Annotated in this window: 19 protein-coding genes; all 19 read left to right on the forward strand. The window is 40.5% G+C overall.

Annotated features, from left to right (window positions below; all coding sequences use genetic code 11):
* Positions 1 to 27 precede the first annotated feature (27 nt).
* The 19 genes from LQ226_RS03125 (at position 28) to dapG (ending at position 21,361) form a co-directional block, all read left to right on the forward strand.
* The gene (locus tag LQ226_RS03125; protein ID WP_231416379.1) at positions 28 to 4,326 is read left to right on the forward strand and encodes a PolC-type DNA polymerase III; all 4,299 of its coding nucleotides are present in this window, start codon (positions 28 to 30) and stop codon (positions 4,324 to 4,326) included.
* A gap of 199 nt (positions 4,327 to 4,525) precedes the next feature.
* Positions 4,526 to 5,002 carry a ribosome maturation factor RimP gene (gene rimP / locus LQ226_RS03130; protein WP_255686924.1) on the forward strand — a complete coding sequence of 159 codons (477 nt, stop codon included), beginning with the start codon at positions 4,526 to 4,528 and terminating at the stop codon, positions 5,000 to 5,002.
* Positions 5,003 to 5,016: 14 nt separating this feature from the next.
* Positions 5,017 to 6,123, forward strand: coding sequence for a transcription termination factor NusA (gene nusA / locus LQ226_RS03135; RefSeq protein ID WP_231416380.1), 1,107 nt, complete (start codon positions 5,017 to 5,019; stop codon positions 6,121 to 6,123).
* A gap of 12 nt (positions 6,124 to 6,135) precedes the next feature.
* Positions 6,136 to 6,405, forward strand: a complete 270-nt coding sequence (gene rnpM / locus LQ226_RS03140; RefSeq protein ID WP_231416381.1) for an RNase P modulator RnpM — start codon at positions 6,136 to 6,138, stop codon at positions 6,403 to 6,405.
* 1 nt (position 6,406) lies between these two features.
* On the forward strand, positions 6,407 to 6,721 hold the full coding sequence (locus LQ226_RS03145; protein ID WP_231416382.1) for a L7Ae/L30e/S12e/Gadd45 family ribosomal protein: 315 nt from the start codon (positions 6,407 to 6,409) through the stop codon (positions 6,719 to 6,721).
* A 4-nt stretch (positions 6,722 to 6,725) separates the two neighbouring features.
* Positions 6,726 to 8,885 carry a translation initiation factor IF-2 gene (gene infB / locus LQ226_RS03150; protein WP_231416383.1) on the forward strand — a complete coding sequence of 720 codons (2,160 nt, stop codon included), beginning with the start codon at positions 6,726 to 6,728 and terminating at the stop codon, positions 8,883 to 8,885.
* Positions 8,882 to 9,160 carry a DUF503 domain-containing protein gene (locus LQ226_RS03155; RefSeq protein WP_231416384.1) on the forward strand — a complete coding sequence of 93 codons (279 nt, stop codon included), beginning with the start codon at positions 8,882 to 8,884 and terminating at the stop codon, positions 9,158 to 9,160. Before infB ends, LQ226_RS03155 begins: the two co-directional genes overlap by 4 nt.
* A 28-nt stretch (positions 9,161 to 9,188) precedes the next feature.
* Complete coding sequence (gene rbfA, locus LQ226_RS03160) at positions 9,189 to 9,539, forward strand: 30S ribosome-binding factor RbfA (RefSeq protein ID WP_231416385.1); 351 nt, start codon at positions 9,189 to 9,191, stop codon at positions 9,537 to 9,539.
* A gap of 163 nt (positions 9,540 to 9,702) precedes the next feature.
* Complete coding sequence (gene truB, locus LQ226_RS03165; RefSeq protein WP_231416386.1) at positions 9,703 to 10,611, forward strand: tRNA pseudouridine(55) synthase TruB; 909 nt, start codon at positions 9,703 to 9,705, stop codon at positions 10,609 to 10,611.
* Between the two features lie 29 nt (positions 10,612 to 10,640).
* Positions 10,641 to 11,573, forward strand: a complete 933-nt coding sequence (gene ribF, locus LQ226_RS03170) for a bifunctional riboflavin kinase/FAD synthetase (protein WP_231416387.1) — start codon at positions 10,641 to 10,643, stop codon at positions 11,571 to 11,573.
* Positions 11,574 to 11,721: 148 nt separating this feature from the next.
* The gene (gene rpsO, locus LQ226_RS03175; RefSeq protein WP_231416388.1) at positions 11,722 to 11,991 is read left to right on the forward strand and encodes a 30S ribosomal protein S15; all 270 of its coding nucleotides are present in this window, start codon (positions 11,722 to 11,724) and stop codon (positions 11,989 to 11,991) included.
* A gap of 119 nt (positions 11,992 to 12,110) precedes the next feature.
* Positions 12,111 to 14,228, forward strand: a complete 2,118-nt coding sequence (locus LQ226_RS03180; protein ID WP_231416389.1) for a polyribonucleotide nucleotidyltransferase — start codon at positions 12,111 to 12,113, stop codon at positions 14,226 to 14,228.
* A 408-nt stretch (positions 14,229 to 14,636) separates the two neighbouring features.
* Entirely contained in the window at positions 14,637 to 15,590 is a 954-nt protein-coding gene (locus LQ226_RS03185; RefSeq protein ID WP_231416390.1) for a polysaccharide deacetylase family protein, read from the forward strand.
* 39 nt (positions 15,591 to 15,629) lie between these two features.
* On the forward strand, positions 15,630 to 16,850 hold the full coding sequence (locus LQ226_RS03190; RefSeq protein ID WP_231416391.1) for a M16 family metallopeptidase: 1,221 nt from the start codon (positions 15,630 to 15,632) through the stop codon (positions 16,848 to 16,850).
* Between the two features lie 54 nt (positions 16,851 to 16,904).
* Positions 16,905 to 17,141 carry a YlmC/YmxH family sporulation protein gene (locus LQ226_RS03195; protein ID WP_231416392.1) on the forward strand — a complete coding sequence of 79 codons (237 nt, stop codon included), beginning with the start codon at positions 16,905 to 16,907 and terminating at the stop codon, positions 17,139 to 17,141.
* Between the two features lie 204 nt (positions 17,142 to 17,345).
* Positions 17,346 to 18,239 (forward strand): dipicolinic acid synthetase subunit A, encoded by an 894-nt coding sequence (gene dpaA, locus LQ226_RS03200; RefSeq protein ID WP_231417557.1) that lies wholly within the window; start codon positions 17,346 to 17,348, stop codon positions 18,237 to 18,239.
* A 3-nt stretch (positions 18,240 to 18,242) separates the two neighbouring features.
* Entirely contained in the window at positions 18,243 to 18,830 is a 588-nt protein-coding gene (locus LQ226_RS03205) for a dipicolinate synthase subunit B (protein WP_231416393.1), read from the forward strand.
* Positions 18,831 to 18,927: 97 nt separating this feature from the next.
* On the forward strand, positions 18,928 to 19,980 hold the full coding sequence (asd, locus tag LQ226_RS03210; RefSeq protein ID WP_231416394.1) for an aspartate-semialdehyde dehydrogenase: 1,053 nt from the start codon (positions 18,928 to 18,930) through the stop codon (positions 19,978 to 19,980).
* Positions 19,981 to 20,140: 160 nt separating this feature from the next.
* Positions 20,141 to 21,361 (forward strand): aspartate kinase, encoded by a 1,221-nt coding sequence (gene dapG, locus LQ226_RS03215; RefSeq protein WP_231416395.1) that lies wholly within the window; start codon positions 20,141 to 20,143, stop codon positions 21,359 to 21,361.
* Positions 21,362 to 21,365: the final 4 nt, after the last annotated feature.

A 21,365-nucleotide genomic window follows, 5' to 3' on the forward strand; every position in this document is an offset into this window, starting at 1 on the left:
TTGCTTATGAAGGGGAGGATATGTAGCATGGACCTTTCGCAATTAGAAAAAATGCAGTTGCTCCTAAAGCAAATCGAAATGCCAGAAGATCTTGTGAATGCCCATTTTCAAGATAGCAAGTTAACAAAACTATCCGTGCACAAACCAACAAAGGAATGGCACTTTTACTTTTATATTCCAACCGTGTTACCACCAGAGGTATACGCTGTGTTCACTTCGAAGTTGTATGAAGCTTTTCATCATATAGCTACGATTACATGGTCAATTGAAACAGGCGAAAAGAAATTAGATGAAGACAGCATTTGTGATTACTGGATGCACTTTGTTAAATCAATACCTGATCTATCTCCTGCCTATAAAGACCTCCTTCATGAACAGCGCCCAAAAATTGAAGGAAACAAATTGGTTTTGCATGCACGGAATGATGCTGAAGCTCATGCTTTAAAGCGTCGATTAAGTGAACCTTTCCAGGCGTTTTGTAATCGTGTAGGGGCTTCTCTGTATGTGTTAACGGTTGAAGTGAGTTCTTCTGAGGAAGCACTTGAGCAATTCAAACAACAGAAGAAACAAGAAGATAAAGACATTGTTCAAAAAGCGATTCAAGAAAAGGAACAACGTGCGAAAGATAAAGATGATGATGAAGTCCTTCATGATGGGCCACTTCTTATTGGTTATAACATTAAAGATGTTCCTGATAAGATTGAGTCTATTCAAGAAGAAGAAAATACGATGGTTATTCAAGGGTATGTGTTTGATGTAGAAATTCGAGAGCTACGCTCAGGTCGTCATTTACTAATGGCTAAAATGACCGACTACACAGACTCTATTCAAGTGAAAATGTTCTCACGTCGAGATGATGACGAAGAGAAATTCCAGCGCTTGAAAAAAGGAATGTGGATCAAAGCAAAAGGGCGAGTTCAAACAGACAACTACACAAATGAGCTAACGATGATGGGGTCTGACATTAATGAAGTAAAGCCAGTGGTTCGAAAAGATGAAGCTCCAGAAGGAGAAAAAAGAGTTGAACTCCATGCTCATACAACAATGAGTCAAATGGATTCTACCGTTTCTGCTTCTAGATTAATTGAGCAAGCAGCCAATTGGGGGCATAAAGCTATTGCTATAACAGATCACGCAGTCGTACAATCTTATCCTGAAGCCTATGGTGCTGGTAGCAAGCATGGAGTTAAGGTTCTTTATGGTTTAGAAGCGAATATTGTAGATGATGGTGTGCCGATTGCTTATGAAGAACAGGATCGTGATCTGGCAACAGATGAATACGTCGTTTTTGACGTTGAAACTACAGGGTTATCGGCTATTTATGATACTGTAATTGAACTAGCAGCGGTTAAGATTAAAGAAGGCGAGATCATTGATCGATTTGAATCCTTTGCTAACCCACATGAACCATTAAGCCAAACCACAACAGATTTAACAGGGATTACAGATGATATGGTTAAAGATGCCCCTGACCCTGATGAGGTATTTAAAGATTTTCATAAATGGATGGGTGATTCTATACTCGTAGCCCATAACGCAAGCTTTGACATGGGCTTTTTAAATGCTGGTTTGCAAAAAATCGGGTATGAGAAAGCTTCTAATCCTGTTATTGATACGTTAGAACTTGCACGTCTAGTTGTGCCACAGTTAAAAAATCACCGTCTTAATACCTTATGTAAACAGTTCGATATTGAACTTACGCAACACCACCGTGCCATCTATGATGCGGAAGCAACAGGGTATTTGTTATGGAAGCTGTTAAAAGAGGCGCAGAAAAAAGATATTCATAACCATATGGATTTAAACAAATTTATGGGGGAAGGAAATGCTTATCAGCGTTCTCGCCCATCCCATGCTATTCTTTTGGCTCAGAATCCTACGGGTCTTAAGAATATTTACAAACTTGTTTCCATGTCCCTTGTGAATTATTTCTACCGGGTACCCCGAATTCCTCGTTCTGTGCTAAAGAAATACCGTGAAGGAATTTTAATTGGTAGCGGTTGTGACAAGGGTGAAGTATTTGAAGCCATGATGCAGAAGTCACAGGATGAAGCAGAGAAAGTGGCTGAGTTTTATGACTATATTGAAGTGCAGCCGCCTTCAAACTACTATCATTTAATCGAGAAGGACCTTGTACGGAATGAAGCCCATTTATATGACATTTTAAAGAACTTAATCAATATGGCTGACCGCCTAGAAAAGCCCGTGGTAGCAACAGGCAATACCCATTACGTAGACCCTCACGAGAAGATTTACCGTAAAATCCTTATTGGGTCCCAAAGTGGTAATCCACTTAATCGACAGACGCAACCAGATGTTCATTTTAAAACCACAAATGAAATGCTTGATGACTTCTCCTTCTTAGATGAAGAAACAGCGAAGAGGGTGGTGGTAACCAACTCTCAGCACATAGCTGATTCAATTGAAGAGATCAAACCCGTAAAGGACGATTTGTATACTCCAAATATTGACGGGGCGAACGATGAAATGCGTGAAATGACGTATAACAAGGCTAGAAGTATTTACGGAGATCCAATACCTGAACTTGTCGAAAAACGTATCGAAAAAGAGCTCGATAGTATTATTGGTAACGGATTTGCGGTAATCTATTTGATTTCACAAAAACTTGTAACGAAATCCTTAGATGATGGGTACCTAGTCGGGTCTCGTGGTTCAGTAGGTTCATCATTCGTAGCTACGATGACAGATATTACGGAAGTAAATCCTTTGCCACCTCACTATGTGTGTACGGCTTGTCAGAAATCAGAATTCTTTACAGATGGTTCGGTTGGTTCAGGTTTTGATTTACCAGAGAAAGATTGTCCGGATTGCGAGATTCCATATAAGAAAGATGGACAAGACATTCCCTTTGAGACGTTCCTTGGATTTAAAGGAGATAAAGTACCTGATATTGACTTAAACTTCTCTGGTGAATATCAACCACGTGCACACAATTATACGAAAGTGCTGTTTGGTGAAGATAAGGTATTCCGTGCAGGTACAATTGGTACAGTAGCAGAGAAAACAGCGTACGGGTTTGTAAAAGGCTATGCAAGCGATCATGAGCTTCAGTATAAAAATGCAGAAGTAGATCGGTTAGTACAAGGATGCACTGGGGTTAAACGAACAACCGGACAGCACCCAGGGGGGATCATTGTTGTCCCTGATGACCAAGACATTTATGATTTTACGCCGATTCAGTATCCAGCAGACGATCAATCATCTGAATGGATGACGACACACTTTGACTTCCATTCTATTCACGATAATTTATTAAAGCTTGATATCCTAGGGCATGATGATCCTACAGTAATTCGTATGCTACAAGACTTGAGTGGGATTGACCCTAAGACGATTCCGACTGACGATGAAGAAGTGATGAAAATCTTTAGCGGACCACAGGTTTTAGGCGTTGAACCTGATCAAATTATGTGTAAGACAGGAACACTAGGTGTACCTGAATTTGGTACTCGCTTTGTGCGCCAAATGTTAGAGGATACGAAGCCATCTACCTTCGCAGAACTTGTCATTATTTCAGGTTTATCCCACGGAACGGATGTCTGGCTAAACAATGCCGATCAGCTTATTAGTGACGGAATCTGTACTCTTTCTGAAGTAATTGGGTGCCGTGATGATATTATGGTTTATTTGATGCACAAGGGACTAGAGGCCCCTACAGCCTTTACCATTATGGAGTTTGTTCGTAAGGGACGTGGCCTTAAACCTGAGTGGATTGAAGAAATGAAAAAACATGGTGTACCAGATTGGTATATTGAGTCTTGTAAAAAGATTAAATACATGTTCCCTAAAGCCCACGCTGCAGCCTATGTTCTTATGGCAGTACGCATTGCTTATTTCAAAGTTCACCATCCGATTTATTTTTATGCAGCTTATAACACTGTACGTGCGAGTGACTTTGACATCGATACAATGGTGAAAGGTTCTGAAGCGGTTCGAGCACGTATCAAAGAGATCAACGGAAAAGGTCTCGACGCTACACCGAAAGAAAAAAGTTTATTAACCGTTTTAGAACTTTCTCTTGAAATGCAAGAACGTGGATTCTCCTTCCAAAAGGTAGATCTATATCGTTCTGCAGCAAGCGAGTTTCTTGTAGATGGGGATACCCTCATCCCGCCATTTAACTCCATTGATGGATTAGGAACAAACGCAGCCATCAATATTGTTAAAGCGCGAGAAGACGGAGAATTCTTATCTAAAGAGGACCTCCGAGAGCGGAGTCGAATTTCGAAAACAGTCTTAGAGTACCTTGATGATCATGGGTGTTTACAAGGATTGCCGGATAAAAACCAGTTATCCCTGTTCTAAACGAGACTTGCTAAAATTTCGTGTGTGTGGTATATTTTTGTTGGTATGACAGAAGATACGTATGAGAGTAAAAGAGTGGGGCAACCCACTCTTTCGTATTACTTCCGAATTTGACCGCCGAACCAATTCCCTGCTGTCTCAGCAGGGAATTTTAGCGTATCGGCTTATCTGATTAGTATTCAAAAAGGAGGGAATTCCATTGGGAAGCCAGAATGTAACGGAAATCACTGAAGAACTCATTCAACCAATCCTTGAAGATATGAACCTTGAGCTCGTAGACATTGAGTTTGAACAAGAAGGGAAAAACTATTTTCTGCGAGTATATGTTGATAAAGAGGGTGGGGTTGATATTGAAGAATGCGGCCAGGTTAGTGAGCAATTAAGCGAAAAACTTGATGCTGAAGATCCCATTACCTTCCCTTACTTTTTAGAGGTATCATCACCTGGTGCTGAACGCCCGTTAAAGAAAAGAAAAGACTTTGAAAACCATGTAGGTCATAATGTGAATGTGAAAGTATATGAACATGTTGATGGTGAAAAAGAGTTTGAAGGACGTTTACTATCCTTTGAAAATGATACAGCTTCTGTAGAAGTAACAATCAAAACACGTAAGAAAACAATCGAAATACCGTTTGACAACATTGCAAAAGCAAGACTAGCTGTCAGTTTTAATTAAAGGGGGAAGAAACGGTGAGTAGTGAGCTTTTTGATGCCATTCATTACTTAGAGAAAGAAAAAGGGATAGATAAAGATCTTCTAATGGAAGCATTAGAAGCAGCCCTTATTTCAGCATATAAGAAGAATTTTAAATCAGCGACAAACGTTCGCGTTGATCTGGATGAAACAAGCGGTGGTATGCATGTATATGCCCGCAAAATTGTTGTAGATGAATCAATGGATCCACAACAAGAAATTTCTCTGGATGAAGCGAAAAAAATCGACCCAAACTACGATGTCGATGACGTAATTGAAATTGAAGTAACACCAAAAGACTTTGGTCGTATTGCAGCACAAGCTGCCAAACAGGTTGTAACTCAACGTGTGCGCGAAGCTGAACGCGGTGTTATCTTTAGTGAATATATTGATCGTGAAGAAGATGTGATGACAGGAATTATTCAACGTAAGGATGCGCGTTTTACGTACATTAACTTAGGAAAAGTTGAAGCTCGTCTTCCGGTAGGGGAACAGATGCCTACAGAGGAATATCATGTTCATGATCGTATAAAAGTATTTGTAACAAAAGTTGAAAACACCAATAAAGGTCCTCATATTTACGTTTCCCGTACTCACCCGGGTTTACTTAAGCGTTTATTTGAGATGGAAGTACCTGAGATTTATGATGGAACTGTAGAGATTAAATCTGTCTCTCGTGAAGCTGGAGATCGTTCTAAGATTTCCGTTCACGCACCTGACCCAGAAATCGATCCAGTTGGCTCTTGTGTGGGGCAGCGCGGACAAAGGGTACAAGCAATCGTAAATGAGCTAAAGGGCGAGAAAATTGATATTGTCCAGTGGTCAGAGGACCCAGTCGTATTTGTATCTAATGCTTTGAGCCCGGCAAAAGTTGTTGAGGTTCTTGTAAATGAAGAAGAAAAGGCAACAACAGTCGTTGTTCCAGATCACCAGCTGTCTCTAGCGATCGGAAAGCGTGGACAAAATGCGCGTCTTGCTGCTAAATTGACAGGATGGAAAATTGACATCAAGAGTGAATCGGACGCTGTAGAAGATGGCACGATTACACCTGGTGAACATCAAGAGGACACTTATTCTGAAGTAGACGAAGATCTATTTGAATAAGGAGGACTCGAAATGGCTAAGAACAAAAAAACACCATTAAGAAAATGCGTAGTTACCAAGGAAATGCTACCTAAACAACAGCTAATTCGTGTCGTAAGGAATAAAGACGGGGAAGTTTTTATCGATGAAACCGGAAAGAAGAACGGCCGAGGAGCTTATTTAACCAAGGATGCAGAAGTCATTCAGACCGCTCGAGAAAAAAGTATATTGTCCCACCATTTAAAAACAAAAGTTGACCAGGAACTTTATGATCAACTTTTAGAAATGGTACAAGAGGATTAGCATGAATCAGAAATTCCTCAATATGATTGGACTAGCATTTCGAGCCGGTAAATGCACTTTAGGTGAAGAAGCCATCGTTCGTGATATACAACGAAAACGAGCCTGCCTGGTTTTAATAGCTAACGATACGGGGATGAACACAAAAAAGAAGCTAAAAGATAAATGTAGCTTTTATAATATCCCTTTTCGTGAAGTCGTTGATCGGGACACATTATCTAGTGCAATAGGGAAATCAGGCAGAGTAGCCCTGGCTATTACCGATCGTGGTTTCGCTACGAAAATCACATCGATGCTCGATGAATCTATTCGGGGGTGAACGTATGACGAAAATGCGTGTTTATGAATATGCCAAAGAGAAAAATGTAACCAGTAAAGATGTATTAACGAAATTACAAAATATGAATATAGAGGTCACAAACCATATGTCAACTATTTCAGACGAAACAAAGACGCGTCTGGATGGTATGTATAATAAAGGTGAAAGTGACCAGAACCCTCAAGCAAAGGGAGCAGAAAAGAAACAAAATAACTCACAAGGTTCTGCCAAACCATCCAACAATCAAAAGGGTGGCGGTCAGAAAAAACGTGAGAAAGATCAGGATAATCGTATGAATAAAAACAATAAAAACAACAACAAAAAGCAAACCCAAAATAACAAGCGAAATAACCGTGGCGGTCAAAACCGTAATAATCAACAGCAACGCCCGCAAGCTAAGAAACCTCAGCTACCTGAGAAAATTACGTATACGGGTAGCCTTACAGTTGCAGAACTGGCAGAGAAACTATCAAGAGAATCATCTGAGATCATTAAGAAATTAATGTTATCAGGTGTAATGGCTACTAAAAACCAGGACTTAGATGCAGATACAATTGTGTTAATCTGTGACGAGTATGGTGTGAAGGCAGAAGAGGAAATTGTAGTAGACGAAACTGATTTCGAGAACTATATTTCTGATGATGATCCTGCTGATTTAATAGAACGCCCATCTGTTGTAACCATTATGGGACACGTTGACCACGGTAAAACAACGCTTCTTGATTCCATTCGTAAAACGAAAGTAACAGCAGGGGAAGCTGGAGGAATCACGCAGCACATTGGTGCTTACCAAGTAGAAGAAAATGATAAGAAAATTACGTTCCTTGATACCCCAGGTCACGCAGCATTCACAAGCATGCGTTCTCGCGGTGCTCAAGTAACGGACATTGCGATATTAGTAGTAGCAGCTGATGATGGCGTTATGCCTCAAACCATTGAAGCGATCAATCACGCTCAAGCTGCAGAAGTTCCAATCATCGTAGCAGTGAATAAGATGGATAAAGAAGGCGCAAATCCAGATCGCGTAAAACAGGAACTTATGGAACACAATTTAGTTCCTGAAGAGTACGGTGGAGAAACCATTTTTGTTCATCTTTCAGCTGTAAAAGGTGAAGGAATTGACGATCTTCTTGAGATGATTGTTCTAGTTTCAGAAGTTGAAGAATTAAAAGCAAACCCTAACCGTTTAGCAATGGGGACAGTAATTGAAGCAGAGCTTGATAAAGGTCGCGGTTCTGTTGCAACCTTATTAGTTCAAAACGGTACGTTAAATGTAGGAGACCCTATCGTAGTTGGAAATACGTTTGGACGTGTGCGTGCGATGGTAAATGATTTAGGACGTCGCGTAAAAATAGCTCCTCCTTCAACACCAGTTGAAATCACTGGACTTAATGGTGTACCACAAGCAGGAGATCGTTTCGTTGCATTTGATGATGAGAAGAAAGCGCGCCAAGTAGGTGAGGCACGTCAACAACGAATGATTGAAGAGAACCGTGGTGAGAAAGCAAAAGTTAGCCTTGATGATTTATTTGAACAAATTAAACAAGGTGATATGAAAGAAATTAATATTATCATTAAAGCAGACGTTCAAGGTTCTGCAGAAGCACTTGCTTCTTCCTTGCAACAAATTGATGTAGAGGGAGTAAAGGTTAAGATCATTCATACTGGTGTAGGTGCGATTACAGAATCAGATATTATCCTTGCATCTGCTTCAAACGCAATTGTCATTGGATTTAATGTACGTCCAGATGTTAATGCTAAGCGTACAGCAGAATCTGAGGATGTAGACATTCGCCTTCATCGCATTATCTATAAGGTAATGGAAGAGATCGAAAGCGCAATGAAGGGGCTTCTTGATCCTGAATTCGAAGAGAAAATTGTTGGTCAAGCTGAAGTCCGCGAAATCTTTAAGGTTTCTAAAGTTGGTACAATTGCCGGAAGTTACGTTACCGAAGGTGTTATTAAACGCGACGGTGGCGTTCGCCTTATTCGTGATGGTATTGTCCAATATGAAGGTGAAATTGACGCTCTAAAACGTTACAAAGATGATGCGAAAACAGTTCAAAAAGGGTATGAATGTGGTATCACTATCAAAAACTACAATGATATCCGTGAAGGTGACGTTATTGAAGCCTTTGAAATGCAGGAAATCGAACGCAAATGATTGCGTCTGTAGAGGTAGAATGTCTCATTTATGATGCTCATTCTTTAAAAGAAAAGCGTTCCGTTTTACGGCGTATTTTGACAAGAGCACATAATGAGTACAATGTTGCTGTAGCAGAATTGGATCATCAAGATGTTTGGCAACGAACTGGCCTTGGCTTTGTTACGGTTTCAAGTGACAAAGTCCAGGCTGAAAAGGAGATCAATCGAGTATTAGCCATGATTGACTCCTTCCCAGAAATTGAACGTACCACAACAAATTTGGAATGGTTGTAGCCCTCCCTCCGAACAAAGAGGTGAAAAAATGAGTGATTTAAGAGCAAACCGTGTCGGTGAACAAATGAAGAAAGAACTAGGGGATATTATTAGTCGGAAGATTAAAGATCCTCGCATTGGCTTTGTTACTGTCACAGAAGTAAAGGTAACAGGTGATTTGCAGCAAGCTAAAGTGTATATTTCTGTTTTAGGTGATGATAAGCAGAAACAGGATACCTTGATTGGTCTTGCCAAAGCGAAAGGGTTTATTCGTTCTGAAATCGGACGAAGAATACGCCTTCGCAAGACGCCTGAAATTATGTTTGAGTTTGATGAGGCTGTTGAGTACGGTAATCGTATCGAAACCATCTTACAAGACTTAAACGATACAAACGAATAAAGTCTTTTAGAGGGTGTCCCACAAGGGGGCTGCTTCCCAAAGAATGTGGATACCAAAGGAAATGATACGGTATCTATGTATAAGGGGAACTGTCCCTTTAAGGGAGACCCTTTTATTTGTTATAAACCTACATATTGAAAGAATACAGTAAGGGGGCGTTATAATGAATGGAATTATCCCTTTATGGAAACCAAAAGGCATGACATCTCATGATTGTGTAATGAAGATGAGAGGGATCTTACGCACAAAAAAGGTAGGTCATACAGGTACCCTTGACCCAGACGTTGAAGGAGTTCTGCCAATGTGTGTAGGCATGGCTACCAAAATATCGTCTTACGTTACAGAATCTGAAAAAGTCTACAAGGCTACAGTAACGATAGGGAAAGCAACAGAGACAGAAGACCAAACGGGGGCAGTGATTGAAGAAAGCGTTGTTGAAGACATACACCTTTCAGATATTAAAAATGTATTAAAATCTTTTACAGGAACGATTACTCAGATCCCTCCTATGTATTCAGCAGTTCGAGTTGATGGAAAACGCTTGTATGAATATGCAAGAGAAGGAATTGAAGTAGAAAGGCCTGAGAGGACGGTTCAGATCTACGATATAGCCCTCACATCAGATGAGGTTTCATACAACGATGGTACGGCTTCGTTTACCATTAACATCACATGTTCAAAAGGAACGTATATTCGCACACTTTGTGTGGATATTGGAAAAGCACTAGGGTATCCAGCTCACATGTCTTCTTTAGTTCGTACAGCTTCTGGTTCTTTTACGGCGAAGGAATCTTTCACTTTTGAACAAATTGAGCAATCGAGGGATGAAGGAAATCTTGATCAATTGTTTCAACCGTTAGAAAGAGGGATTAAACACCTAGGGCAATTACAGATAGAACAAGGTAAAGAAGATCAAGTTTATCACGGAATGGTTTTCCCTAAGCCTTCAAGATTGCCTGAAACAAATCCATTCGGTATGGTAAATGAGGAAGGTAAATTGCTGGCGATTTATCAAATACACCCAACGAAACCACATTTAATTAAGCCAGTGCGAGTATTTCAATACGAGTGAAACGTGTTAGGAAAAGAGGGTGAGAGGAAATGGAAATATTTGAACTACAACATCCCCACACACTACATCAGGATGATCTTCCTGATACCGTAATGGCTGTAGGGTATTTTGATGGGGTTCATCGTGGACATCAGGAGGTAATTCGCACAGCAAAGCAAATAGCCGATGAAACGGGTCGAACGAGTGCTGTTATGACTTTTCATCCTCATCCATCTGTTGTCTTAAAGAAAGAAACGCAGCATGTACAATATATAACTCCCTTGGAGGATAAAATAAAGGTTCTTGAAGATTTAGGTATCGATCGTGTCTATCTCGTAACCTTTAATAAAGATTTAGCAGGTTTGTTGCCTCAAGAATTTGTGAATCATTATTTTATCGGTCTGAATGTTTCTCATGTTGTAGCGGGCTTTGATTTTTCATACGGTAAGATGGGGAAAGGGACAATGGAAACTCTTCCTGCTCACGGAGGTGACGCCCTTTCTCAAACGGTTGTATCAAAAGTAACGGATCATAATAAAAAAATTAGTTCCACCCTGATCAGGCAATCCATTCGAGAGGGAAATATCGATCTAGCTAATGAACTTCTCGGGCGCCCTTACAGAGTTCGAGGTACAGTCATAACAGGTGACCAAAGGGGACGTACTATCGGCTTTCCTACAGCAAATCTTGATGTTTCTGAAGAATACCTATTGCCTAAGGTGGGCGTGTATGCTGTCAAGGTTGAGCATAGAGGTTCCTCCTATTTTGGAATGGCTAACATTGGATACAAACCAACTTTTCAAGATACAAAGGTTCTATCCGTTGAAATAAACCTCTTCGATTATGAGGGAGATTTATATGGAGATCAGCTAGAAGTCGAATGGCATGCTTTCATCCGGGATGAAGTTAAATTTAACGGTGTAGATCATCTAATTCATCAATTACAGAAAGATGAAGCTGAAATTCGTAACTTTTTTGCGTAGAATTATGGCTTTCCCTTGCATTTTTTCATGAAAACATGTACATTAATAGTTGTGCTGCATATGGCACAGGAACCATCGCTTGGCAAGTCGAAATCACCGACGCTTGCTAGGGGATTGGGGTTCGAAAACATTTTAGGAGGTGAATAGGATGGCTATCACACAAGAACGTAAGAATGAAATCATTAGTAAGTTCAAGACACATGATAACGATACTGGATCCGCTGAGGTTCAAATCGCTGTCCTTACTGAAAAGATTACAAAATTAAACGAGCATTTACGTACTCATAAGCAAGATCACCACTCTCGTCGTGGTCTTCTAAAAATGGTAGGTAAACGTCGTAACCTTTTAAACTATTTACGTAACAAAGATGTAACTCGTTACCGTGAATTAATTAAAGAACTAGGCCTACGTCGTTAAGTAGTAAAAAGCGGGATGATTTCCCGCTTTTTCTATAGCTAAAATTAATACATAAGAGGAATCTTATGCACAATAAGAATCAGAATATAAGATCGAGTATGAGAGGTGTTAACATACAAATGGCAGAAGAAAAACAAGTATTCTCCACTGAAATTGCTGGCCGTCCTTTACGTATTGAAATTGGAGAGTTAGCGAAACAAGCAAGTGGAGCATGTATGGTGCAATACGGAGACACATCTGTTTTAGCAACCGCAACAGGATCTAAAGAACCAAAAGACTTGCCGTTTTTCCCTCTTACTGTGAACTATGAAGAGAGATTATATGCTGTCGGTAAAATCCCAGGTGGCTTTATTAAGCGTGAAGGACGTCCTAGTGAGAAGGCAGTTCTTGCTTCTCGTCTAATTGACCGTCCAATCCGCCCGTTGTTCCCTGACGGCTTTCGTAATGAGGTTCAAGTTATTAGCACAGTAATGAGTGTGGATCAGGATTGTTCATCTGAAATGGCGGCTATGCTAGGTTCATCCCTTTCATTATCTATTTCAGATTTACCTTTCAATGGCCCAGTAGCTGGTGTAATTGTCGGGCGAGTTGATGGAGAGTTTATCATTAATCCAACAATTGAACAACAAGAAAATAGCGACATTCAGTTAACTGTAGCAGGAACAAAAGATGCAGTGAACATGGTAGAAGCAGGTGCAGACGAAGTACCTGAAGAGGTCATGTTAGAAGCAATTATGTTTGGTCATGAAGAGATTAAACGCCTTGTAGCTTTCCAAGAAGAAGTAATTGCTGCTGTTGGCAAAGAGAAGCGTGAAGTTACGTTATTCGAACTAGACGCGGATATTGTTGCAGAAGTAGAAGGAAAAGCAAAAGACGCTCTAATTAAAGCCATTCAAACAGAAGAAAAGCATGCGCGTGATGAAGCAATCACTGAAGTTAAAAACAATGTTATTGCTGAGTATGAAGAGTCAGAAGAAGAAAGTGAAAAATTAGGTCAAGTTAAATCTGTACTTGATAAAATTGTAAAAGAAGAAGTGCGCCGTTTAATCACGAAGGAAAAGGTACGTCCAGATGGCCGTAAACCAGAAGAGATTCGTCCTTTATCCTCTCGCGTTGGGATTCTTCCTCGTACACACGGTTCAGGGCTATTCACACGTGGACAAACTCAAGCACTAAGTATCTGTACATTGGGAGCATTAGGCGATGTGCAAATTCTTGATGGTCTTGATTTAGAGGAATCAAAACGATTCATGCACCATTATAACTTCCCACATTTTAGTGTAGGTGAAACAGGACCTATGCGTGGACCGGGACGTCGTGAAATTGGTCATGGTGCCCTCGGTGAACGTGCTCTTGAAAAAGTTGTACCTTCTGAAGAAGATTTCCCTTACACAGTACGCCTTGTTTCTGAAGTTCTAGAATCTAATGGTTCTACATCACAAGCAAGTATCTGTGCAAGTACCCTCGCGATGATGGATGCTGGTGTTCCGATCAAAGCACCTGTAGCAGGTATTGCAATGGGTCTTGTTAAATCTGGTGAGGATTATACTGTTCTTACTGATATTCAAGGTATGGAAGACTTCCTTGGAGATATGGACTTTAAAGTAGCAGGTACCGAAAAAGGTGTAACTGCTCTACAAATGGATATTAAGATTGAAGGACTATCTCGCTCTATCTTAGAAGATGCTCTTACACAAGCGAAAGCTGGGCGTAAAGAAATTCTTGATAGCATGATGGCTACAATCGAGCAACCAAGAGAAGAGCTTTCTGCATACGCTCCGAAAATCCTTACAATGGCTATTAAGCCTGATAAGATTCGTGACGTTATCGGACCAAGTGGTAAACAAATCAACAAGATTATCGAAGAGACAGGCGTTAAAATCGATATTGAACAAGACGGGAAAATCTTCATCTCTTCTACAGATGCAGAAGCAAACCGTAATGCAAAACAAATTATCGAAGACCTTGTTCGAGAAGTTGAAGTTGGCGAAATTTACTTGGGTACTGTTAAACGTATCGAGAAATTCGGTGCTTTCGTTGAACTATTTAAAGGGAAAGATGGATTAGTCCACATCTCTCAATTAGCTGAAGAACGTGTTGGAAAAGTAGAAGACGTTGTAGCTATTGGAGACCAGTTGAAGGTTAAGGTTAAAGAAATCGATAACCAGGGTCGCGTCAACCTTTCTCATAAAGACGTTCTAATTGAACAAAAGAAACAACAAGAAGCTACAGAGTAGTTTAGCAAAAAGGAGCTGGCAAGCCAGTTTCTTTTTTTATACATAAATAATTGATTCATTTATAATATAGGTTTTTGCAGTGAATTTGAAGAGTACTTTGACAGGGCATTTCTGGTAGTGTCTAGCTCCGGCGGGGAGGGCCTAGCGTCATAAGCAAGCTGACTACAGACCGCTACGCGTACTTCCGCCAGCTTGCTTATGCGTACGGCCCTTGGCACCCCGCCTGCGCTTTTCGGTTGATGTCTAGCTCCGGCTCCTAGCCCCTAGCGTCATAAGCAATCTGACTACAGTCCGCTACGCGTACTTCTGTCAGCTTGCTTATGCGTACGGGGCTAAGCAGTCGCCTGCGCTTTTCTGTTCTACCTTGTCCTTTCTCTACATAGGTTGTGGTAGAGGGGAGTGGTGGTGATGAGGCGGTTTGTGCCGATTGTGGTGTTTGTTTGTATGGTGCTTGTTTCTTATAAGGCGTTTGAGAATCCTTATTCCTCTTCTTATTTGATGAGCATGAAAAGTCAAGCAACACCTGTTTCGAATACAGATAATAAGCTCTATCAAGAAATTGAGGAGAAGGCTAAAGAATATGAAAAACCTGCTCAAAATGCAGTGATTCATCAAGTGTGGAAGAAGATGCCTGGACTTAATGGGATCGTGGTAGACGTGGAGAAATCTTATAAAAAGATGAAGAAAAAGGGGAAGTTTGTAGAAAAGGAACTGGTTTATAAACAAATAAAACCGGAAGTTTCTCTAGAGGATTTGCCTGCAGCTCCCATATTTAGAGGTCACCCAGATAAACATGTGGTTTCTTTAAATATTAACGTTTCATGGGGAGAGGAATATATTCCTGATATCTTAAACATACTGAAAAAGAATAATGTTAAAGCTACATTTTTTATAGAGGGGAAATGGGCGAATAAAAATGTAGACCTGGTCAAGATGATTAAAGATGAAGGTCATGAAATAGGCAATCATGCGTATAATCATCCAGATATGGCGAAAATCTCTTCTGAAGAAATTCAAAAGCAAATCAAACAAACAAATGATATTCTTCAAGCTATTACCGGAGAGAAGCCAAAGTGGTTTGCCCCCCCAAGCGGAAGCTGGACAGATGAGGTTGTTAAACATGCTGATGAGTTAGGGATGGAGACGATTCTATGGACCGTTGATACAATAGATTGGAAAAAACCAGCTCCAGAGGTAATGGTAAATAGGGTAATGAATAAATTAGAAGGCGGTTCATTTGTTTTAATGCATCCAACAACCTCGGTTCAAAGTGGATTAAACAACCTGATTTTGAAAATTAAACAAAAAGGCTATACAATAGATACAGTCAGCAGAATGTTAGATGAAGAGCGGTTACAGTAACGTTCCATCAAACAAGCGCTAAATTTAGGAGGATGACCTTTGGTAAAAAAATATACTTGCTCCAATGGACTAAGAATTGTATTGGAGGAAATCCCAAATGTCCGTTCTGTTACTATCGGAGTATGGGTGAAAACAGGATCAAGAAATGAAAATGAGCACAACAATGGGGTCTCCCATTTTATTGAACATATGTTCTTTAAGGGTACTAAAACGCGTTCTGCGCGTGATATAGCTGAGAGCTTCGATTCTATAGGTGGTCAAGTGAATGCATTCACTTCAAAGGAATACACGTGTTACTATGCGAAAGTGTTAGATACTCATGCTAAAAAAGCATTAGATATTTTATCTGATATGTTCTTTAATTCCACTTTCGACGAAACAGAAATGGATCGTGAGAAGAAAGTAGTTCTTGAAGAGATTAAGATGTATGAAGATACTCCGGATGACATTGTACATGATCTGTTAGCGCAAGCTACATACGGCAATCATCCGTTAGGATATCCAATCCTAGGTACGGAAGATACGCTAAAGTCGTTTGCACCGGAATCGCTGCGGTCTTATTTAGATCAGCAATATATCCCAGAAAATGTCGTTGTTTCTGTAGCAGGTAATGTGGATGAGTCTTTCTTTAAAGAAGTTGAGGATCACTTTGGCTCTTATCAAAGTAATCACACACCAGATCCATTTGAAAAGCCTGTCTTTCAAACGGGAGCGATTCGCCGTAAGAAAGACACAGAGCAAGCTCATCTTTGTCTGGGCTACGATGGTCTTCCAATTGGCGATGATCGCGTATTCAGTTTAGTTGTATTGAATAACGTTCTAGGCGGAAGTATGAGTTCTCGATTATTCCAGGAAGTACGGGAACAACGAGGCTTAGCTTATTCTATCTTTTCTTACCATAGTTCCCACGCGGACAGTGGGTTGTTAACGATTTATGGTGGCACAGGCAAAGACCAACTTGGCGTTCTTCAAGAAACTATTGACCAGACAGTAAATGAATTTATTCGTGATGGGTTAACGAATAAAGAGTTAGAAAATAGTAAAGAGCAATTAAAAGGTAGTATTATGCTTGGTCTTGAAAGTACAAACAGCCGAATGAGTCGAAATGGTAAGAATGAGCTCATGCTTGGTCGTCACCGAACATTAGATGAAATGGTCACACAAATTGACAGTGTAACTCATGATTCTGTGGATCACGTGCTAAAAGCTGTATTTAAAGGCCAACATTCATCTTCCATCATTTCACCGATTGAAGAATAGGTAGCTCATACCATGTTCCATATACACATACACATGTATAAAGGAGCGATGAAAATGAGATATCGTGAACTAAGTGGGAAAGAGATCGTAGACGTCAGACACGGTTCTAGGCTTGGCGTTTTAGGACAAACGGATCTAGAAATCGATCCAAACACCGGAAACATCCATTCCTTCATCATCCCCAATTATAAATGGTTTGGGATGAAGAAAGAAGGCGATGAGGTTAAACTTCGGTGGTCTGACATACAAAAAATCGGAGATGACATGATTATCATCGACCCAAAAGAGTAACACTCAAACATTAGATATATGTAAAGAACCACTCCTTGAGTTTTTATACTCAGGAGTGGTTTTTTATTTTTAAGGATCACTGAAAAGGCACTGACATTTTGGAAACAAAGATGTTTTACATAAGACATTCACCATTCGATTTCACCCCTCATAGGATAGGAGAGAATCACGAGATATAATTCCTTGCAAGGCGAGGTGAATGGAATGCTAACTGGATATACAATTGGAATTTTAGGTGGAGATGCGAGGCAATTAGAGGTAATTCGCAGGCTCAGTGAATGGGATGCGACCTTAATTCTAACAGGTTTCGATCAACTGGATCATGGATTTACGGGTGCCAAACAAGTCGATTTCGATGAAGTGGACCCGAGTAATCTTGATGCAGTCATTCTACCAGTGCCAGGAACAAATTCAGATGGGAAAATTGATACGATTTTTTCAAATCAATCCCTTTCATTAACTAAGGAATGGTTAATGAAGACACCTAAACATTGCTTAATCTTTACTGGGATAACAAATAAATATTTAACTGGTATTGCAGAAGAAACGAAGAGGACTTTAATTCCTTTATTTGATCGAAATGATGTTGCGATTTTTAACTCAATTCCCACTGTGGAAGGCACTATCATGATGGCCATCCAACATACGGACTTTACTATTCATTCTTCTAAAGTTACGGTCCTTGGGCTAGGAAGGGTCGGAATGAGTGTGGCAAGGGTGTTTGCTGCTCTTGGGGCTCATGTCAAGGTAGGTGCTAGAAAGTCTGAGGATCTTGCTCGTATATCCGAAATGGGACTCACTCCGTTTCCCATGAAGGACATCAAACAACATACGCAAGATAGCGATATTGTGATTAATACAATTCCAGCTCATGTTGTGACAGCGAGTGTCATACAAACCATGCCTACGCACACATTGATCATTGATTTGGCATCAAAACCTGGGGGGACAGATTTTCGCTATGCTGAAAAGCGAGGTGTAAAAGCCCTTTTGGCGCCTGGCTTACCTGGGATAGTGGCTCCAAAGACGGCAGGTAATATTTTGGCGAATGTGGTGACTCAGATTATTATAGAAAAATTAGGTGAAGGGAGTTCATAAAGTATGTCACTTAAGGGGAAAACAATTGGTTTTGGTTTAACGGGATCACATTGTACCTATTCAGAAGTTTTTCCGCAAATGCAAAAGCTGATGGATCTTGGGGCTACTGTGGTACCTGTTGTGTCTTATACAGTTCAAAAAACAGATACGTATTTCGGTGAAGCAGCTGAACACTTGAAGAAAATAGAGGAGATCACAGGAGAGAAATTGATTTCAACTATACCTGAGGCTGAGCCACTTGGTCCTAAGCGCCCTCTAGATTGTATGGTTATTGCTCCGTTAACCGGAAATTCTATGAGTAAAATGGCAAATGCTTTAACAGATAGTCCTGTACTCATGGCCGCAAAGGCTACACTGAGAAATCAAAGTCCTGTGGTATTAGCGATTTCCACCAATGACGCTTTAGGGTTGAATGGAGTCAATTTAATGAGGCTTATGGCAACAAAGAATATCTTCTTTGTACCGTATGGGCAGGATGATCCAGTAAAAAAACCAAATTCCATGGTAGCTCGTATGGATTCACTCGTGGAAACAATTGAAGCAGCACTGGAATATAAGCAGGTCCAACCTGTAATAATTGAAAGATCGTAATAGATTTAGGTATCTTGAGGATTTGAGGTTGTGGTAGAATATAAATTAATCTTTTTATAGATATAGAGAAAACGTAAGGACGAAGGGAGAACATACTATGGTCGAAACCAAAAAATATCATGTAGCAGTTGTCGGAGCAACAGGGGCAGTAGGAGAAAAGATGATCGAAACATTAGCCGATCGTAATTTCCCAATTGAAACCTTAACGTTGTTGTCATCTAAGCGCTCAGCTGGAAAACGTGTGCGCTTTCAAGATACAGAAATAACCGTGCAAGAAGCAACACCTGAGAGTTTTGAAGGAGTGGATATCGCTCTATTCTCAGCAGGCGGATCTATTTCAAAATCATTAGCACCTGAAGCGGTTAAAAGAGGAGCGGTTGTGGTTGATAACACAAGTGCTTATCGCATGGATCCAGATGTACCGCTTGTCGTACCAGAAGTGAATAATGAAGACATTGCTAATCACAATGGTATTATTGCGAACCCAAACTGTTCCACTATCCAAATGGTGGCAGCTCTTGAACCAATCCGTAATTTATACGGCTTAAATCGCGTTATTGTGTCGACCTATCAAGCAGTTTCTGGTGCTGGTAATCAGGCCAATGATGAATTGCGAGCTCAGTCAGAAGCTTATCTAAATGGTGAAGAAATGAAGGCTGAGATTTTACCAGTTGGCGGAGATGAGCATCATTATCCAATTGCCTTCAATGCCCTTCCTCAAATTGATAAATTTCAGGATAATGGATATACATTCGAAGAAATGAAAATGATTAATGAAACGAAGAAAATCATGCACATGAGTGAACTTCCAGTAGCGGCAACTTGTGTTCGACTTCCATTCTTTACTTCACACGCCGAAAGTGTTTATATTGAGGTAGATCAAAAGGATGTTACCGTTGAAGCGTTGAAAGAAGCAATTGCCAATGCGCCTGGATTGGTATTAGAAGATGATCCAACAAATCAAGTATACCCTACACCGCAAAGTGCTGAGGGCAAACGCGATGTATTTGTTGGGCGCATTCGCAAAGACTTAGATCAATCTCGTGGCTTCCATATGTGGGTTGTTTCTGATAACCTACTTAAGGGGGCAGCATGGAACTCTGTGCAGATTGCAGAGAGTTTAGTGAAAAATCAATGGCTAAACAAGTAAGCTAGACTCATGAGAAGGGCGGCAGAAAGCGAAGCAAAGCCACGTTGACTGCCGTCTTAAGCTTGTTGAGCCCTCATAAAACTTAAGAAAACACCTTTATATCGCTTTATGAAGCCATAAAAGGTGGTACAACAAGAATTAGTAAATTAGAGGTGTCCGTATGAAGATTTTAGTTCAAAAATTTGGAGGCACTTCGGTAAAGGATGAACAGAGTCGTGAAAAAGCGATTGCCCATGTTCAAAAGGCTCGGGCAGAAGGTTATAAAGTAGTCGTTGTTGTATCTGCGATGGGACGTAAAGGCGATCCTTATGCAACAGACAGTCTTTTAGAACTGATCGATTTTCCTCATACTCGTTCTTCAAAACGAGAACAAGACTTATTGACTTCTTGCGGGGAAGTCATCTCTTCAGTCGTATTCTCGAATGAGTTGCAAAATGTTGGCGTTAGTTCCGTTGCTTTAACCGGAGCTCAGGCTGGTTTTGTTACGAGCAATGACTTTACCGAAGCAAAAATCCGTGCAATGAACCCTGAGCGTATTACCCAAGAGCTTCAATACTCTGATGTCGTTGTGGTGGCAGGATTCCAGGGACAAACGGAATCAGGTGATATTACAACGATTGGCCGGGGAGGGAGCGATACATCCGCTGCAGCTCTTGGAGCGGCTCTTGAAGCTGAATATATTGATATCTTTACGGATGTAGAAGGGATTATGACAGCGGATCCAAGAATTGTGGAGACAGCAAGACCTTTAAAGGTCATGACTTATAACGAGATTGTAAATTTGGCTTATCAAGGAGCTAAAGTTATACACCCAAGGGCAGTCGAAATTGCTATGCAAGCGAAAGTACCAATTCGAGTTCGCTCTACCTATTCAGATGAATTTGGGACTCTTGTAACGCAATCGAGACATGATGGAAGAGGTAAGGACATTCCTGATCGTCCTGTAACAGGGATTGCACATCTGTCTGGTATTGCACAAATTAAAGTATTTGCTAAAGATGAGCCATACCAACTTCAGTCAGAGGTCTTTAAATCAATGGCTGAAGCAGGAATATCTGTAGACTTTATTAATATTTCTCCAAAAGGTGTCGTTTACACCATACCGGATGTTTATACGACCAAAGCTAGAGAAATATTAGAAGCATTAGGGTATGAGCCTGAAATTACCCACAACTGTGCCAAAGTTTCTACAGTAGGTGCAGGCATTACAGGGGTACCAGGTATTGCTGCAAGAATTGTTCACACCCTTACAACAGCCGGTGTTCAAATTTTACAATCAGCAGATAGTCATACTACCATATGGGTCCTTGTAAAAGAGGAGGACCTAAAAGAAGCGGTTAATGCTCTTCATAAAACATTTGAACTACAATTAAACGAATAATTAA

This window comes from Pontibacillus sp. HN14, assembly GCF_021129245.1.
Classification (GTDB): Bacteria; Bacillota; Bacilli; order Bacillales; family BH030062; genus Pontibacillus.

Excerpts from the sequence above, each read along its gene's own strand:
- LQ226_RS03125 (WP_231416379.1), top strand. The coding sequence starts at position 28 with ATGGACCTTTCGCAATTAGAAAAAATGCAGTTGCTCCTAAAGCAAATC.
- rnpM (WP_231416381.1), top strand. The coding sequence starts at position 6,136 with ATGGCTAAGAACAAAAAAACACCATTAAGAAAATGCGTAGTTACCAAG.
- LQ226_RS03145 (WP_231416382.1), top strand. The coding sequence starts at position 6,407 with ATGAATCAGAAATTCCTCAATATGATTGGACTAGCATTTCGAGCCGGT.
- infB (WP_231416383.1), top strand. The coding sequence starts at position 6,726 with ATGACGAAAATGCGTGTTTATGAATATGCCAAAGAGAAAAATGTAACC.
- LQ226_RS03155 (WP_231416384.1), top strand. The coding sequence starts at position 8,882 with ATGATTGCGTCTGTAGAGGTAGAATGTCTCATTTATGATGCTCATTCT.
- rbfA (WP_231416385.1), top strand. The coding sequence starts at position 9,189 with ATGAGTGATTTAAGAGCAAACCGTGTCGGTGAACAAATGAAGAAAGAA.
- truB (WP_231416386.1), top strand. The coding sequence starts at position 9,703 with ATGAATGGAATTATCCCTTTATGGAAACCAAAAGGCATGACATCTCAT.
- ribF (WP_231416387.1), top strand. The coding sequence starts at position 10,641 with ATGGAAATATTTGAACTACAACATCCCCACACACTACATCAGGATGAT.
- rpsO (WP_231416388.1), top strand. The coding sequence starts at position 11,722 with ATGGCTATCACACAAGAACGTAAGAATGAAATCATTAGTAAGTTCAAG.
- LQ226_RS03180 (WP_231416389.1), top strand. The coding sequence starts at position 12,111 with ATGGCAGAAGAAAAACAAGTATTCTCCACTGAAATTGCTGGCCGTCCT.
- LQ226_RS03185 (WP_231416390.1), top strand. The coding sequence starts at position 14,637 with ATGAGGCGGTTTGTGCCGATTGTGGTGTTTGTTTGTATGGTGCTTGTT.
- LQ226_RS03195 (WP_231416392.1), top strand. The coding sequence starts at position 16,905 with ATGAGATATCGTGAACTAAGTGGGAAAGAGATCGTAGACGTCAGACAC.
- dpaA (WP_231417557.1), top strand. The coding sequence starts at position 17,346 with ATGCTAACTGGATATACAATTGGAATTTTAGGTGGAGATGCGAGGCAA.
- LQ226_RS03205 (WP_231416393.1), top strand. The coding sequence starts at position 18,243 with ATGTCACTTAAGGGGAAAACAATTGGTTTTGGTTTAACGGGATCACAT.
- asd (WP_231416394.1), top strand. The coding sequence starts at position 18,928 with ATGGTCGAAACCAAAAAATATCATGTAGCAGTTGTCGGAGCAACAGGG.
- dapG (WP_231416395.1), top strand. The coding sequence starts at position 20,141 with ATGAAGATTTTAGTTCAAAAATTTGGAGGCACTTCGGTAAAGGATGAA.